We start from the raw sequence: 14,460 nt of genomic DNA on the forward strand, positions 1-14,460 counted from the left end.
TGCAATATGTCTCATGACTGAAGACTATAGGTCATTTTGCACAACCGTGAGAGGTGGCTCACACCCCTAGGGTTGGTCTGGGGAAACCGACCACTACTGAAGATAAGGACGTCAACGATGACTGTGCCAACTCTGCTCGGGGAACGCCCACCGGCCGCCGCCGCCAGCCGCCCCGGGCTCGCCGCCCAGCTCCTGCGCCGCAAGCCGATCGGGCAACTGGTCCGCGAGGCCGAAACCGGGCACGGCGGCACGCGGCTGGTCCGCAGCTTCGGCGTGTTGCAGCTGACCATGATCAGCGTCGGCGCCACGCTCGGCACCGGCATCCTGGTGATCCTGGGCGAATCGGTTCCGCTGGCCGGCCCGGCCATCTGGATCTCCTTTGCTATCGCCGGCTTGGCAGCCTTGCTCTCGGCCGTGTCGTACGCGGAGATGGCCGGCCTGGTGCCCGCCGCCGGGTCAAGCTACTCCTACACGTACGCCACGATGGGCGAGGGCATGGCCTGGATCTGCGGCTGGTGCCTGGTGCTCGAATACGCTGTCTCCGTGGCCGCCGTCGCGGTCGGTGCGGGCCAGTACGTCAACGAGGCCCTGGCAGTCTTCGGCCTGACGCTTCCGGACACCCTCTCGCAGCCGCCGGGAGCCGGCGGCGTGCTGAACATGCCTGCGATCGTCATAGTCGTCCTCGCCATGGTGCTCCTGGTCCGTGGCGCCAAGGAGAGCGCCTGGATCAACACCGCGATCGTCCTGGTCAAGGTCGGCATCCTGCTGTTCTTCTGCGCCGTGGCCTTCACCGCGTTCAACGGCGGACACTTCGAGCCCCTCATGCCCATGGGCGCCGCCGGGGTCTCGGCTGCTGCCTCCCGGGTCTTCTTCTCCTACATCGGCTTCGACGCCGCGTCCACGGCCGGCGAGGAAGCCCGCAATCCCAAGCGTGACCTTCCGCGGGCCATCCTGCTCTCCATGCTGATCGTCACCAGCATCTACGTGCTCGTGGCCGTCGCCGCGATCGGCGCCCGGCCCTGGGGCTGGTTCGACGGCACCGAAGCGGCCCTCGTGAAAATCCTGGAGGAAATCACCGGCCAGCCGTGGGTCGGTGTGCTCTTCGCCGTCGGCGCCGTGCTCGCCATCGCAAGCATTGTGCTCACCGTCCTCTACGGACAGACCCGGATCCTGCTGTCCATGTCCCGCGACGGCCTCGTTCCCAAGGTCTTCGGCCGGGTCTCGGCCCGGACCGGGACCCCGGTTGCCGGAACCCTGATCGTGGGCACCGCCGTCGCGCTGACTGCCGGCCTCGTGCCGCTCGGCGCCCTCGCGGACGCCACCAGCATCGGCACCCTCTTCGCGTTCGCGCTGGTCAACGTGGCCGTCATCCACCTGCGGCGCAGCCGGCCGGAACTCACGCGCAGTTTCCGCGTCCCGCTCTTTCCGCTGACACCGATCCTGGGCGCCATCATGTGTGCCTACCTGATGGCCAACCTCGGCGCCGAGACCTGGGCGGTCTTCGCTGCCTGGATGCTTGTGGGCCTTGCCGCCTACTTCGGGTACGGCCGGAAGAATTCCAGGGTGGCAGCCCTGAGCCACGAGGATTACCGTGAACTATCCGGCCGCCAACCCGCAAACACCACCCCAACCCAGGAAGTGAAGGCAGAGATCTCATGACCACCGCCACCGAACTGCCGCCCCCCGGTCCGGCTTCCACCCCGGCGCATGTCCCGGCCGGGGACGGGACGTCCGCGGCGCCCATCACCATGCTGAATCCGGATTTCCCGTTCAGCTATGACCACTACCTGGCCCACCCGGAGGGCCTGGGATCCGTGCCGCCCGAACTGTACGGGACCGAAGTCGCCGTCGTCGGTGCCGGCCTGTCCGGGCTGGTGACCGCCTACGAGCTCATGAAGCTGGGCCTGCGGCCGGTGGTCTATGAGGCTGACCGGATCGGCGGCCGGCTGAGGACCGCCAGTTTTCCGTCCGCCCCGGGCGTCGTAGCGGACCTCGGCGGCATGCGTTTTCCGGTCTCCGGCAAGGCTTTCTACCACTATGTGGATCTCCTCGGCCTGCAGACCCAGGAATTCCCGAATCCGCTGGCGCCGGCGACCTCCAGCACCGTGATCGAGCTCGCGGGCCAGAAGTACTACGCCGAGACCGCCGCGGACCTGCCGCCGTTCTTCCTCGAGGTGGCGGACGCCTGGAAGGCGGCCGTGAACGACGGCGCCGCGTTCGCCGAGATGCAGGAGGCCATCCGGGCCCGGGACACGGCCCGGATCAAGGAGCTGTGGAACGCGATGCTCTCCGAACTGGACGAACAGACGTTCTACGGCTTCATCGCCGGCAGCGACGCCTTCAAAGAGGCAGGCTTCGCCCACCGCGAGGCGTTCGGCCAGGTGGGGTTCGGCACCGGCGGCTGGGACACCGACTTCCCCAACTCCATCCTTGAAATCCTTCGGGTGGTCTACACCGACGCCGATGACCAGCACCGGCTCATCGCCGGCGGCGCGCAGCGGCTCCCCGAGGCGCTGTGGGAGCACACGCCGTCGGGCATGGCCCACTGGCCGGACGGCACCTCCCTGGCCTCGCTGCACGCCGGCGCCCCGCGGGGCGCCGTGGACCGCATTGCCCGGGACGGCGACGGCGACTTCCGGATCCGCGAACGCTGGGGACGCGAAGCGGCGTACCCGGCGGTGGTGACCACGTGCCAGTCATGGCTGCTGTCGACGCGGATCCACACGGACGAGTCACTGTTTCCGGCCGAGCTGTGGACCGCGATCGAGCGCTCGCACTACATGCAGTCCTCCAAGACCTTCGTCATGGTCGACCGGCCGTTCTGGAAGGACATCGACGCAGAGAGCGGCCGTGAGGTCCTGTCCATGACCCTGACCGACCGGCTGAACCGGGCCACGTACCTGCTGGACAACGGCCCGGACCAGCCGGCCGTGATCCTGCTGTCCTACACCTGGAACGACGACGCGCTGAAGTGGCTGGCACTCGATGCCGAAGAACGGGTGAAGCTCATGCTGCACTCGCTTGAGCAGATCTACCCCGGCGTCGACATTGCCAGCCACATCGTTGGCCAGCCGATCACGGTCTCGTGGGAGGCCGACCCCAACTTCATGGGCGCGTTCAAGGCCAACCTCCCGGGGCACTACCGCTACCAGCAGCGGCTCTTTACCCACTTCAAGCAGGATGCTCTGGCCGCCGAACAGCGCGGCATCTTCCTCGCCGGCGACGACATTTCCTTCACCGCCGGCTGGGCCGAGGGGGCCGTCACCACCGGTTTGAACGCGGTCTGGGGCGTGGCCAACCATCTCGGCGGCCGGAGCGCCCCGGGGAACCCGGGACCGGGGGAGCTGCTGTCCGAGCTGGGCCCGATCGCCCTGGACTGACCGGCCTGGGCGCGAACGTACACTTGCGGCCCCGTCCCGGCCGCACCCCCGGCGCGAACGTACACTTGCGGCCCCGGAAAGCGACGATTTCGGGGCCCCAAGTGTACGTTCGGCCCGCGCGGGGCGGGGTTAGGCGGTCAGGCGTGCAGTTCGCGGTGGGCGCGCGCGAGCTCCTGGTACTGGGCGGCGTTGCGCTTGACGCCCTCGAACTCCTCGTCGCTCAGTTCCCGGCGGACCTTCGCCGGCACCCCTGCGACGAGGGAGCGGGGCGGCACCACGGTGCCTTCCAGGACCACCGCGCCGGCGGCCACGAGCGAGCCGGCGCCGATCACCGCGCCGTTGAGGATGGTGGCGCTCATGCCGATCAGGCAGTCGTCCTCGACCGTGCAGCCGTGCACCACGGCGCTGTGGCCGACGCTCACCCGGGCGCCAATGGTGCAGGGGAAGTCCGGGTCCGCGTGCAGCACGACGTTGTCCTGCAGGTTGGTGCCGGCGCCCACGCTGATCGCGGCGGTGTCGGCCCTGACCGAAACGCCGTAGAAGGCGCTGGAGTTCTCTGCCAGCGTGGCCTTGCCGATCACCGAGGCGCTCGGGGCAACGAAGGCGGATTCGTGGACGGCCGGGGTGTCACCGGCGAAAGCGTAAACGGGACTCATGCCTCCAGCCTAGGACACCGGCCTCTTGCGGGCAGGGCGGCGCTGAGTAGTATCGGGGCCATTCCAATGCACACCCCTGGAGGTGGCCGAGATGTTCCTGCAGTTGATGAAACGTTTGGAAGGCGCCGATGCGCTGGACCCGGCCGTCCGGGCCGCGGAGCCGCTAGCCTCCCGCCTGATCGCCGACGCCCGGCTCCGGCGCTTCTTCCACGGTGACGCCACCGGCATCCCGCCGCACGTGATCCTCACCGACGTGCCGTTTGGTGCGTGGTTCATGGCGATCTTCCTGGATCTCTTTCCGGACGAGGGCAGCCGGCGCGCCGCCCGCCGACTGGTGGGCCTCGGCGTCGTCGCGGCGGCGCCGACCGGGCTCAGCGGCTGGGCGGAATGGGCGCGGGCCGATCCCGCCACGCGTCGCGTCGGCGTCGTCCACGCCGCCGCAAACCTCGCCGCAACGCTGCTCTTCCTGGCGTCCTGGCGCGCCCGGCGCAAGGACCGCCACCGGCTGGGCGTGCGCCTGGCGCGGATGGGCGCCGTCCTCCTGGTTGCCGGCGGCTTCCTGGGCGGCTACATGCGCAGCGTCCAGCGCCCCTGACGGGCGGGACGGCACCCGGACGGGCAGTTTCTACCCGGGGGAGCGGAGGACAGTGAAGCCCCGGCCGAGGTCGGGGTGCCCGGGCTCGGGCAGGACGACGGCGATTGGCGCGCCGGGTTCCGCCACGCGCCGCAGCTCACGGACGACGTCGTCCCACTCCGACGGCGGCAGTCCCGCCAGTGCGTCCACCGCCCAGACGGACGGGAACGCGGCATCGGCAAACGGCAGCGCGCGGCCGGTCGCGACGGACGCGGAGAGCCCCCGGGTCCGGGCGGCATGGATGTTCTCCTCGGAGGCGTCCACGCCGGTGAAGTGGATCCCGGCGCGGACAAAGAGCAACCCGTCCGCGCCGGAGCCGCAGTCCAGGCCCAGCACGCCGCGCCGGCCCTCGGCCTTGAGCAGGGTGAGAAAACCGGAAAGATTGTCCTGCCGCGCTGATGCCATGGCTCCAGTTAAGGGCGGAGCCGGACCGAAGACAAGCCTTAGCTGAACGCCCTTAGCTGAACGCCCTTAGCTGAAAACAACCGTCCGGTTGCCGTCCAGCAGCACCCGGTGCTCGGCATGCCACTGGACGGCCTGGGCGAGCGTGCGGCCCTCGACGTCGCGGCCCATCTGGACAAACTGCTCGGCGGTGCGCCGGTGGTCCACCCGGATAACTTCCTGCTCGATGATCGGGCCCTCGTCCAGGGCAGCGGTGACGTAGTGCGCCGTGGCGCCAATGAGCTTCACGCCGCGGGCATGGGCCTGGTGGTACGGCTTGGCGCCCTTGAAGGAGGGCAGGAAGGAATGGTGGATGTTGATGGCCTTGCCGGTGAGCTCCGTGCACATCTCGTCGGAGAGGATCTGCATGTACCGGGCCAGCACCGTGAGCTCGATGTCGTGCTCGGCCATGAGCTTGCGCAGCGCGTCCTCGGCCTCCACCTTGGTCTCCCGGGTCACGGGGATGTGGTGGAACGGGATGCCGTAGAACTCGGCCAGGCCCGCGAGGTCCCGGTGGTTGGAGACGATGGCCGGGATCTCGATCGGCAGGGTGCCCGAGCGCTGCAGGAACAGCAGGTCGTTGAGGCAGTGCGCGGAGGTGCTCGCCATCAGCAGGGTACGGACCTTCCGTCCGGCCGGGTTGAGGCTCCACTGCATGCCGAAGGCCTGGGCCACCGGTTCAAGCGCGGCGTGCAACTCGGCCGGCGCGGCCGCCGTCGTCGCCTCGACCCGCATGAAGAACGTTCCGGTGCCCTGGCTGCCGTACTGCTGCGAGTCCGTAATATTGCAGCCGGCCACGAGGAGGGCCCCGGCCACGGCGTGCACGATCCCGGGCCGGTCCGGGCAGGAGAGGGTAAGAACGTAGGAGGCAGTCAGCTGGTCTTCAGTCACGAAAGACAGCCTACCCGCGGCTGGGATAGTCTGGACCCGTCGCAACTGGCGTTGGGTGGCTAACCACCAGGGAGCGGCACGCACGCAGACCACGGATCGTACGCCTGGGCCGAGGGTCATGTTTTTCCGGACGGCAGCCACGCTGCCGTCCCGCCGACGGCATCCCCTCAGGGTGCTGCGCCTGCAGTATGGGTCCCGTTTCGGGTGCCCGTAATTTAGCGGCGCCGCGGCGGGCCAGCCGGTAACCTGACCTTAAAGCAGTGACCGTTGCCAAGCCAGGAGTTCTTCGTGACTACTTCCCTTAGCCTTTCCTCAGCAGCCGTGAGCAACCAGCCGCTCGCTGAACTCGACCCCGAAATCGCCGCCGTCCTGGCCCAGGAGCTCGGCCGCCAGCGCGGCACCCTGGAAATGATCGCCTCCGAGAACTTTGCGCCGCGCGCCGTGATGGAGGCACAGGGTTCCGTCCTGACCAACAAGTACGCCGAGGGCTACCCGGGGCGCCGCTACTACGGCGGCTGCGAGTACGTCGACATCGCGGAGCAGCTCGCGATCGACCGCGTCAAGGAGCTGTTCGGCGCCGAGTTCGCCAACGTCCAGCCGCACTCCGGTGCGCAGGCCAACGCCGCCGCGCTGTCCGCCATGATCACCCCGGGAGACAAGATCCTGGGCCTCTCGCTGGCCCACGGCGGCCACCTCACCCACGGAATGAAGCTGAACTTCTCCGGCAAGCTTTACGAGGTCGCCGCCTACCAGGTCGAGGAAGACAACTTCCGGATCGACATGGACAAGCTGCGCGCGCAGGCGATCGCCGAAAAGCCCAAGGTCATCATCGCCGGCTGGTCGGCCTACCCGCGCCACCTCGACTTCGCGGCCTTCCGCTCGATCGCCGACGAGGTCGGCGCGCTGCTCTGGACCGACATGGCGCACTTCGCCGGCCTCGTGGCCGCGGGACTGCACCCCAGCCCGGTCCCGCACTCCGACGTCGTCACGTCCACCGTGCACAAGACCCTCGCCGGTCCCCGCTCCGGCGTAATCCTGGCCAAGCAGGAGTGGGCCAAGAAGATCAACTCCAACGTCTTCCCCGGCCAGCAGGGCGGACCGCTCATGCACGTCATCGCCGCCAAGGCCGTCGCCTTCAAGATCGCCGGCACGGAAGAATTCAAGGAGCGCCAGCAGCGTGTGCTGGAGGGCGCCCGGATCATCGCCGACCGCCTGAACCAGTCCGATCTCTCCGACGCCGGAGTCTCCGTGCTGACCGGCGGCACCGACGTGCACCTGGTCCTCGTGGACCTGCGCAACTCCCAGCTGGACGGACAGCAGGCCGAGGACCTCCTGCACTCGGTCGGCATCACGGTCAACCGCAACGCCGTGCCCTTCGACCCGCGCCCGCCGATGGTCACCTCTGGCCTGCGCATCGGCACCCCGGCCCTGGCCACCCGAGGCTTCGGCGCCAAGGAATTCACCGAGGTCGCCGAGATCATCGCCACCGCGCTCAAGGCGGGGTCCGCGACCGACGTCGAAGCGCTCCAAACCCGCGTGGACAAGCTCGCCGAAGACTTCCCGCTGTACCCGCAGCACGAGCAGTGGTGATCCGATGACCGCCACTGACTCTGTACCCGCAAACTCCGCACCGACGCAGGCGAACACCGCCCGGATCCTGGACGGCAAGGCGACCGCGGCCGCGATCAAGGCCGAACTGACCGAACGCGTCGCCGCGCTCAAGGCCCGCGGCATCGTTCCGGGCCTCGGCACCATCCTGGTCGGCTCCGACCCGGGCAGCACCTGGTACGTGGGCGGCAAGCACAAGGACTGCGCCGAGGTGGGGATCACCTCGATCCGCCGCGACTTGCCGGAGGAGACCAGCCAGGAGGAGCTGCTGGCCGTGGTCCGGGAGCTCAATGAGAACCCGGAATGCACCGGCTACATCGTCCAGCTGCCCCTGCCCAAACACATCGACCAGGACGTCATCCTGGAGGCCATGGATCCGGAGAAGGACGCCGACGGCCTGCACCCGATGAACCTGGGCCGGCTCGTGGCCAATGTCAGCGGACCCATGAAGTCCCCGCTGCCCTGCACGCCCAAGGGCTGCGTGGAGCTCCTGACCCGGCACGGCATCGACCTCAACGGCAAACGCGTCCTCGTGGTGGGCCGCGGTGTCACGATCGGCCGCCCGGTGGGCCTGCTGCTCACCCGCAAGGACGTCAACGCCACCGTCATCCTGGCCCACACCGGCACCGTGGACCTGCCCGCCGAACTCCGGCAGGCCGACGTCGTGATCGCTGCGGCCGGCCAGCCGCACATGATCAAGGCAGAGGACCTCAAGCCCGGCGCCATCGTGCTCGACGTCGGCGTCAGCCGCGTCGACGACGGCTCCGGCAAGGCCGTGGTCACCGGGGATGTCGAGCCGGCCGCGGCCGACGTCGCCGCCTGGCTGTCGCCGAACCCCGGGGGAGTGGGGCCGATGACCCGCGCCATGCTGCTGGCCAACGTGGTGGAAACCGCGGAACGCCAGCTGGCAGGCGGGCACGCCGCCGCCTAAGCGATTGCGCCGGCAGGGCGCCCCTCCTTCGGGAGCGGGCGCCTTGGCCGTTTAAGCCGGACATCACGAATTGGCAAACGTCTGGACTTTTTTACGAAAAGACTCTTTCATAGTTTGCCCGGATCGACTACCGTGTTCCGGGTGTCTGAACTTGTGTCGAAAGAAACCCTTGTGCGCAGCCCCGACGAGACCGGCTCTCCCCAGTACGTCATTACCGCCGAAAACCTCACCAAGAGCTACGGCGACGTCACCGCCGTCGACGGCATCTCCTTCCGCGTTCCCGCCGGCGAAGCCTTCGGACTGCTCGGCCCGAACGGTGCCGGCAAGTCCACCACCATGAAGATGATCGGCGGGGTCTCACAGCGGACCTCCGGCAGCCTGAGCATCATGGGGCTGGACCCGGAGCAGCACGGCCCCGAGGTCCGTGCCCACCTCGGCGTGGTGCCGCAGCAGGACAACCTCGACGAGGAACTGAAGGTCCGCGACAACCTGCTGGTCTACGGCCGGTACTTCGGCCTGCCGATGAGCTACCTCAAACCCAAGGCGGACGAACTGCTGGAGTTCGCGCAGCTGACGGACAAGGCCAAGTCCAAGGTGGACGCGCTCTCCGGCGGCATGAAGCGACGCCTCACGATCGCCCGCTCCCTGATCAACGAGCCGCGGATCCTGCTCCTGGACGAGCCCACCACCGGGCTCGACCCGCAGGCCCGGCACATCCTCTGGGACCGCCTGTTCCGGCTCAAGGAACAAGGCGTCACCCTAATCCTCACTACCCACTACATGGACGAGGCCGAGCAGCTCTGTGACCGGCTGATCGTGGTGGACAAGGGCAAGATCATGGCCGAGGGCTCCCCGGCGAGCCTGATCCGCGAATACTCCACCCGCGAAGTCCTCGAGCTGCGGTTCGGCTCCGAGCGCAACGCCACCGTGGGCGCTGAGCTCGAAGGCATCGGCGAACGGCTCGAAACCCTGCCGGACCGGGTGCTCATCTACGCCCACGACGGCGAGGCCGCCCTGGAGCAGGTGTCCGCCCGGGGACTGCACCCGGTCACCTCGCTGGTCCGCCGCTCCTCGCTGGAAGACGTCTTCCTGCGCCTGACCGGCCGGAGCCTCGTTGACTAATTCAATTAACGCGGCGGCGGGGGCGACGGCGGCGCCCGCCCTGCGCGCGCATTCGCCGGCCGTCTCGGCGGCCCGCGCCCGCCGCTGGGGCGCCTTCTACTACGCCGAGCAGGTCCTGCGGGTGATGAAGGGCTACGGCTGGACCATCGTCATGTACGGCGTCGGCCAGCCGGTCGCCTACCTCTTCGCCATGGGCGTGGGCCTAGCCACGCTGGTGGATACGAACTCCACCGCGGCCTTCGGCGGCGTCAGCTACCTGGCCTTCATCGCCCCCGCGCTGCTGATCTCCGCCGCCGTGATGACCGCCGCCAACGAATTCACCTTCCCGGTGATGGACGGCTTCAAATGGCGCCGGGTCTACTACGGCCCGCACGCCTCGCCGCTGACGCCGGAACAGATCGCGGCCGGGCAGATCATTGCCGTCACGGTGCGGTTCGTGCTGCAGTCCGCCATCTACTTCGGCGTCGTCGCACTCTTCGGTGCGTCCCCGGGCGGCTGGGGCTGGGTCTCGATCCTGGTGGCCACCCTGGCAGGGCTGTCCTTCGGCCTGCCGCTGATGGCCTACGCGGCCACCATCAAGAACGACAGGGGCCAGTTCGCCATGGTCATGCGCTTCATCGTGATGCCGCTGTTCCTCTTCTCCGGGACCTTCTTCCCGCTGGACACCCTGCCCCTGGCAGTCCGCTGGATCGGCTGGATCTCGCCGATCTGGCACGGCACCGAACTGGGCCGCGTCTTCAGCTACGGCTACCAGGAAGCGCCGCTTCTCACCGTGGTCCACGTCGTCTTCCTGCTCGGCCTCGCCGTTCTCGGCTGGGTCCTGACCCGGCGCCAGTTCGCCAAAAGGATGGCATCATGAGCGTGCTCGCCGGACACTATGACGCGGCCGGCCAGAGCGTCACCGACGCCGCCCGCAACCGCCGCTTCGGGCCGCTCTACTCGCGCAACGTGCGCGCCGTCGTCGCCCGCGGACTGATGGCCACCAAGAGCAGCAACTGGATGGTCATGGTCTCCGGATTCTTCGAACCGGTGCTGTACCTGATCTCGATGGGCGTGGGCCTGGGCGCGATCGTCGGCGCGGTGCAGGGTCCCGGCGGGCAGCAGATATCGTACGCGGCCTACATCGCCCCGGCCCTGCTGGCGGTCTCGGCGATGAACGGCGCAGTCTACGACTCCACCTGGAACGTCTTCTTCAAGATGAACTTCGCCAAGCTCTACCAGGGCATGCTCTACACCTCCCTCGGACCGATCGACGTCGCGATGGGCGAAATTTTCCTCGCCCTGCTCCGCGGACTCATGTACGCCACCGGCTTCACCGCCGTGATGGGCGTGATGGGCCTGATCACTACCCCATGGGCCATCCTGATGATCCCGGCGTCGGTGCTGATCGCGTTCGGTTTCGCGAGCTTCGGCATGGGCATCACCAGCTTCATGAAGACCTTCCAGCAGATGGACTGGATCAACTTCGTGATGCTGCCGATGTTCCTCTTCAGCGCCACCTTCTACCCGTTGAGCGTGTACCCGCAGTGGATCCAGTGGCTGATCCAGGCGATGCCGCTGTGGCACGGGGTGGAGCTGCTGCGCCAGATCAGCGTCGGCGTGTTCACCCCCGCCACCGCCGTGCACATCGGCTACTACCTCGTCATGATCGTGCTCGGCGTGGCGCTCACCACCGGCCGGCTCCGCAAGCTGTTCCTGAAGTGACAAAACCGGTCGTCACAGACCCGGCGCAAAGGAGAACCCCATGATCGGCAAATGGCACGCCCTCGTCATCGACTGCGAGCAGCCGGACACGGCCGCGACCTTCTACCAGCAGCTGCTCGGCATGATCCGGGTGGACGAGGATGCGGACTGGATTACGATCGGCGACGCCGCCGACCGCCCCGCGCTCGCTTTCCAGCGGGTCGAGCGGCTGGTCCGGCCGCAGTGGCCGGACGCTGACCACCCGCAGCAGATGCACGTGGATGTGATGGTGGGGGACCTCGACGCCGCGGAGGACGAGGTTCTGAAGCTCGGCGCCACGAACCTGTTCGCCGGCGGAGAGTCCTTCCGGGTCTACGCGGACCCCAGCGGGCACCCGTTTTGCCTGGTGCTGTCCTGACGGCGTAGTTCCGGCGTAGTTCTCCCGCAGTCCTCGGCCGTATTTCCCGCGCCGCGTCCCGCGCCGTTCGCCCGGGGTGGAAGCGCAGCCCCGAATCCGGCCGGTTTGCGATAATGGGCTCATGCGATCTCTGGACAACCCTTCTGCCAAGCCGTCCGCGTTCAACGCGGCCACCGGAAAATTCTCAATGTTCCGCATCGGCGGACTCGGGATGACGGTCTTCATCATCGCGTTCCTGGTGGCCGTCATCTTCGCGGCAAACCAGAACGACGTCGTGGGCTGGGTTGTCGCGGTCATCGCCGCCTTTTGGCTCGCTCTGGCATCGTTCGTGGTGTTCAGCATCCAGCGGGCCGCCAAGAAAGCCGGCGCCAAGCTGAACGAGGCGCAGAACGCGTTCAACTCCGCGGTGGGCCGGGCGCCGTCGTCCGGCAGCGCCGATCACGGCGGCACGCGCCTCGTCGGCGACCGCCGCGGAGCGGACGAGATCCGCGACATGAAGCTGGACCACTCCTTCAAGATTGTCCAGGTGCAGGTCCGCGTGGTGGAGCAGGAACGGGCCAAGGGCGGCGCCGCGGACCAGGAGACCATCCGCCGGGCGCTGGAAACCATCGAGATCACGGCCACCAATGCACGGGACATGATCAAGTCCGCGGACGGCACCGACGAGCCGGTCCACGGAACCATCATCGACTAGAGTGGAACGGGTGAGCTCGGCATTGAAGAAGGACCACCTTCGCATCGCATCCGTAAACGTCAACGGCCTCCGCGCCGCCTACAAAAAAGGCATGGCGGAATGGCTGGCGCCGCGTGAGGTCGATATCCTCTGCCTCCAGGAAGTACGCGCACCTGATGCGATCGTCCACGAGCTCCTCGGCGAAGGCTGGCACATCCTGCACGCCGAATCCGAGGCCAAGGGCCGGGCCGGCGTCGCCATCGCCTCCCGCGCCGAGCCCGTCGCCACCCGTTCCGGCATCGGCGATGACTACTTCGGGACGGCCGGCCGCTGGGTGGAGGCCGACTACATCGTCCGCGACGCCGCGGGCCAGGCCTCGCAGCTGACCGTGGCCAGCGCCTACGTTCACTCCGGCGAGGCCGGCACCCCGAAGCAGGATGACAAGTTCCGTTTCCTGGACGTGATGGTCAACCGGCTGCCGGAGCTGGCCAAGCACAGCGACCATGCCCTGGTGGTGGGCGACCTCAACGTCGGCCACACCGAGCTGGACATCAAGAACTGGAAGGGCAACGTCAAACGTGCCGGCTTCCTGCCCGAGGAGCGTGCCTACTTCGACCGCTTCTTCGGCGAGGAAATCGGCTGGAAGGATGTTCACAGGGGCCTGGCGGGTAACGTCGACGGCCCCTACACTTGGTGGTCGCAGAGGGGACAGGCCTTCGACAACGACACCGGCTGGCGCATTGATTACCACATGGCCACGCCCGCTCTCGCCGCCGCAGCGGTGTCAGCAGTTGTTGACCGGGCTCCGTCCTGGGACACACGCTTCTCCGACCATGCCCCGCTGGTAGTGGACTACCGGCTCTAGTCTTAAGGTTTCTCCCATGACCTCTCCTTCAAACGCGTCGACTCTGGCCGGCGCCGACGCCGGCGTCGCACTCGACGCTGTCGTCTCACCCGCCGCTGTCGCCTCACCCGCCGGACAGGCTCCGGCGGTTCCCGGTGCCAGGCACCGCATCCTGTCCGGCATGCAGCCCTCCGCCGACTCGTTGCACCTCGGCAACTACCTCGGCGCCCTGGTCAACTGGGTCAGGATGCAGGACGAATACGACGCCGTCTTCTTCATCCCGGACCTGCACGCCATCACGGTGCCGCAGGATCCTGCCGAGCTGGCTCACCGCACCCGCGTCACGGCCGCACAGTACATTGCCGGCGGCGTCGACGTGGACAAGTGCACGCTCTTCGTCCAGTCCCAGGTCCCGGAACACGCCCAGCTGGCCTGGGTGCTCAACTGCATCACCGGCTTCGGCGAGGCCTCCCGGATGACCCAGTTCAAGGACAAGGCCCAGAAGCAGGGCTCGGACCAGGCCAGCGTCGGACTCTTCACCTACCCGATCCTGCAGGCCGCGGACATCCTGCTCTACCAGCCGCAGGGCGTGCCGGTAGGGGAGGACCAGCGCCAGCACGTGGAGCTGAGCCGAGACCTGGCGCAGCGCTTCAACTCCCGCTTCGGCGAGACGTTCACGGTGCCCCAGCCCTTCATCCAGAAGGAGTCGGCCAAGATCTATGACCTGCAGCACCCGACGGCGAAGATGTCGAAGTCCGCGGAGTCGCCGGCCGGCCTGATCAACCTGCTGGATGACCCCAAGGTGATCGCCAAGCGGATCAAATCCGCCGTCACGGATGCGGAAACCGAAATCCGCTTCGACCGCGAGAACAAGCCCGGCGTCTCCAACCTGCTCACGATCTACTCGGCCATCAGCGGGCAGAGCGTGGAGCAACTCGTCGCCGCGTACGAGGGCAAGATGTACGGCCACCTCAAGGTGGACCTCGCCGAGGTGGTCACGGAGCACCTGAGTCCGATCCGGGACCGGGCGAACCAGCTGCTGGACGATCCCGCGGAACTGGACCGGCTGCTCGCCCTGGGCGCGGACAAGGCCCGGGAGATCGCCTCGGTGACGCTCCGGAACGTCTACGCCAAGGTCGGCTTCCTGCCCTACGCCGGGGCACGGGAAGTCCACTAGCG

The 14,460-nt window shown here is 67.9% G+C and carries 15 protein-coding genes and 1 riboswitch; of the genes, 12 read left to right on the plus strand and 3 right to left on the minus strand.

Annotated features, from left to right (window positions below; translation table 11 throughout):
• The first annotated feature begins 117 nt into the window (after positions 1–117).
• A complete protein-coding gene (locus HNO80_RS14580) occupies positions 118–1,659 on the plus strand; it encodes an amino acid permease (RefSeq protein ID WP_175323575.1) in 1,542 nt (513 codons plus the stop codon).
• Positions 1,656–3,380, plus strand: a complete 1,725-nt coding sequence (locus tag HNO80_RS14585; RefSeq protein ID WP_175323576.1) for a flavin monoamine oxidase family protein — start codon at positions 1,656–1,658, stop codon at positions 3,378–3,380. The genes HNO80_RS14580 and HNO80_RS14585 overlap by 4 nt, the downstream gene beginning before the upstream one ends.
• Positions 3,381–3,517: 137 nt before the next feature.
• Here the strand turns inward: HNO80_RS14585 and HNO80_RS14590 are convergent, their stop codons facing one another.
• Positions 3,518–4,036 carry a gamma carbonic anhydrase family protein gene (locus tag HNO80_RS14590; protein ID WP_175323577.1) on the minus strand — a complete coding sequence of 173 codons (519 nt, stop codon included), beginning with the start codon at positions 4,034–4,036 and terminating at the stop codon, positions 3,518–3,520.
• A gap of 106 nt (positions 4,037–4,142) precedes the next feature.
• Here HNO80_RS14590 and HNO80_RS14595 point away from each other — a divergent pair, with 106 nt between their 5' ends.
• Entirely contained in the window at positions 4,143–4,631 is a 489-nt protein-coding gene (locus HNO80_RS14595; RefSeq protein WP_175323578.1) for a DUF2231 domain-containing protein, read from the plus strand.
• A 30-nt stretch (positions 4,632–4,661) separates the two neighbouring features.
• Here HNO80_RS14595 and HNO80_RS14600 read toward each other — a convergent pair whose 3' ends face one another.
• Positions 4,662–5,075 carry a class I SAM-dependent methyltransferase gene (locus HNO80_RS14600; protein ID WP_175323579.1) on the minus strand — a complete coding sequence of 138 codons (414 nt, stop codon included), beginning with the start codon at positions 5,073–5,075 and terminating at the stop codon, positions 4,662–4,664.
• A gap of 66 nt (positions 5,076–5,141) precedes the next feature.
• Positions 5,142–6,002, minus strand: coding sequence for a formyltetrahydrofolate deformylase (purU, locus tag HNO80_RS14605; protein ID WP_175323580.1), 861 nt, complete (start codon positions 6,000–6,002; stop codon positions 5,142–5,144).
• 31 nt (positions 6,003–6,033) lie between these two features.
• Positions 6,034–6,119, plus strand: a riboswitch (ZMP/ZTP riboswitch).
• Between the two features lie 171 nt (positions 6,120–6,290).
• Between purU and glyA the strand changes: the two genes are divergently transcribed.
• From glyA to trpS, 9 genes are all read left to right on the plus strand, one after another.
• Complete coding sequence (glyA, locus tag HNO80_RS14610; protein ID WP_349627364.1) at positions 6,291–7,592, plus strand: serine hydroxymethyltransferase; 1,302 nt, start codon at positions 6,291–6,293, stop codon at positions 7,590–7,592.
• Between the two features lie 4 nt (positions 7,593–7,596).
• A complete protein-coding gene (locus HNO80_RS14615; RefSeq protein WP_175323581.1) occupies positions 7,597–8,541 on the plus strand; it encodes a bifunctional methylenetetrahydrofolate dehydrogenase/methenyltetrahydrofolate cyclohydrolase in 945 nt (314 codons plus the stop codon).
• A gap of 171 nt (positions 8,542–8,712) precedes the next feature.
• Positions 8,713–9,663: an ABC transporter ATP-binding protein gene (locus HNO80_RS14620; protein ID WP_175323616.1), complete on the plus strand. Its 951-nt coding sequence runs from the start codon at positions 8,713–8,715 to the stop codon at positions 9,661–9,663.
• Positions 9,656–10,522, plus strand: a complete 867-nt coding sequence (locus tag HNO80_RS14625; RefSeq protein ID WP_217500957.1) for an ABC transporter permease — start codon at positions 9,656–9,658, stop codon at positions 10,520–10,522. The genes HNO80_RS14620 and HNO80_RS14625 overlap by 8 nt, the downstream gene beginning before the upstream one ends.
• On the plus strand, positions 10,519–11,367 hold the full coding sequence (locus HNO80_RS14630; protein ID WP_175323582.1) for an ABC transporter permease: 849 nt from the start codon (positions 10,519–10,521) through the stop codon (positions 11,365–11,367). The genes HNO80_RS14625 and HNO80_RS14630 overlap by 4 nt, the downstream gene beginning before the upstream one ends.
• 40 nt (positions 11,368–11,407) lie before the next feature.
• Complete coding sequence (locus tag HNO80_RS14635) at positions 11,408–11,764, plus strand: VOC family protein (RefSeq protein WP_175323583.1); 357 nt, start codon at positions 11,408–11,410, stop codon at positions 11,762–11,764.
• 121 nt (positions 11,765–11,885) lie between these two features.
• Positions 11,886–12,458 carry a hypothetical protein gene (locus HNO80_RS14640; protein WP_175323584.1) on the plus strand — a complete coding sequence of 191 codons (573 nt, stop codon included), beginning with the start codon at positions 11,886–11,888 and terminating at the stop codon, positions 12,456–12,458.
• 10 nt (positions 12,459–12,468) lie between these two features.
• Positions 12,469–13,302 carry an exodeoxyribonuclease III gene (locus HNO80_RS14645; protein WP_175323585.1) on the plus strand — a complete coding sequence of 278 codons (834 nt, stop codon included), beginning with the start codon at positions 12,469–12,471 and terminating at the stop codon, positions 13,300–13,302.
• A 16-nt stretch (positions 13,303–13,318) separates the two neighbouring features.
• Positions 13,319–14,458 (plus strand): tryptophan--tRNA ligase, encoded by a 1,140-nt coding sequence (gene trpS / locus HNO80_RS14650; RefSeq protein WP_175323586.1) that lies wholly within the window; start codon positions 13,319–13,321, stop codon positions 14,456–14,458.
• Positions 14,459–14,460 lie beyond the last annotated feature (2 nt).

This window comes from Arthrobacter sp. C9C5 (assembly GCF_013359735.1).
Classification (GTDB): domain Bacteria; phylum Actinomycetota; class Actinomycetes; order Actinomycetales; family Micrococcaceae; genus Arthrobacter.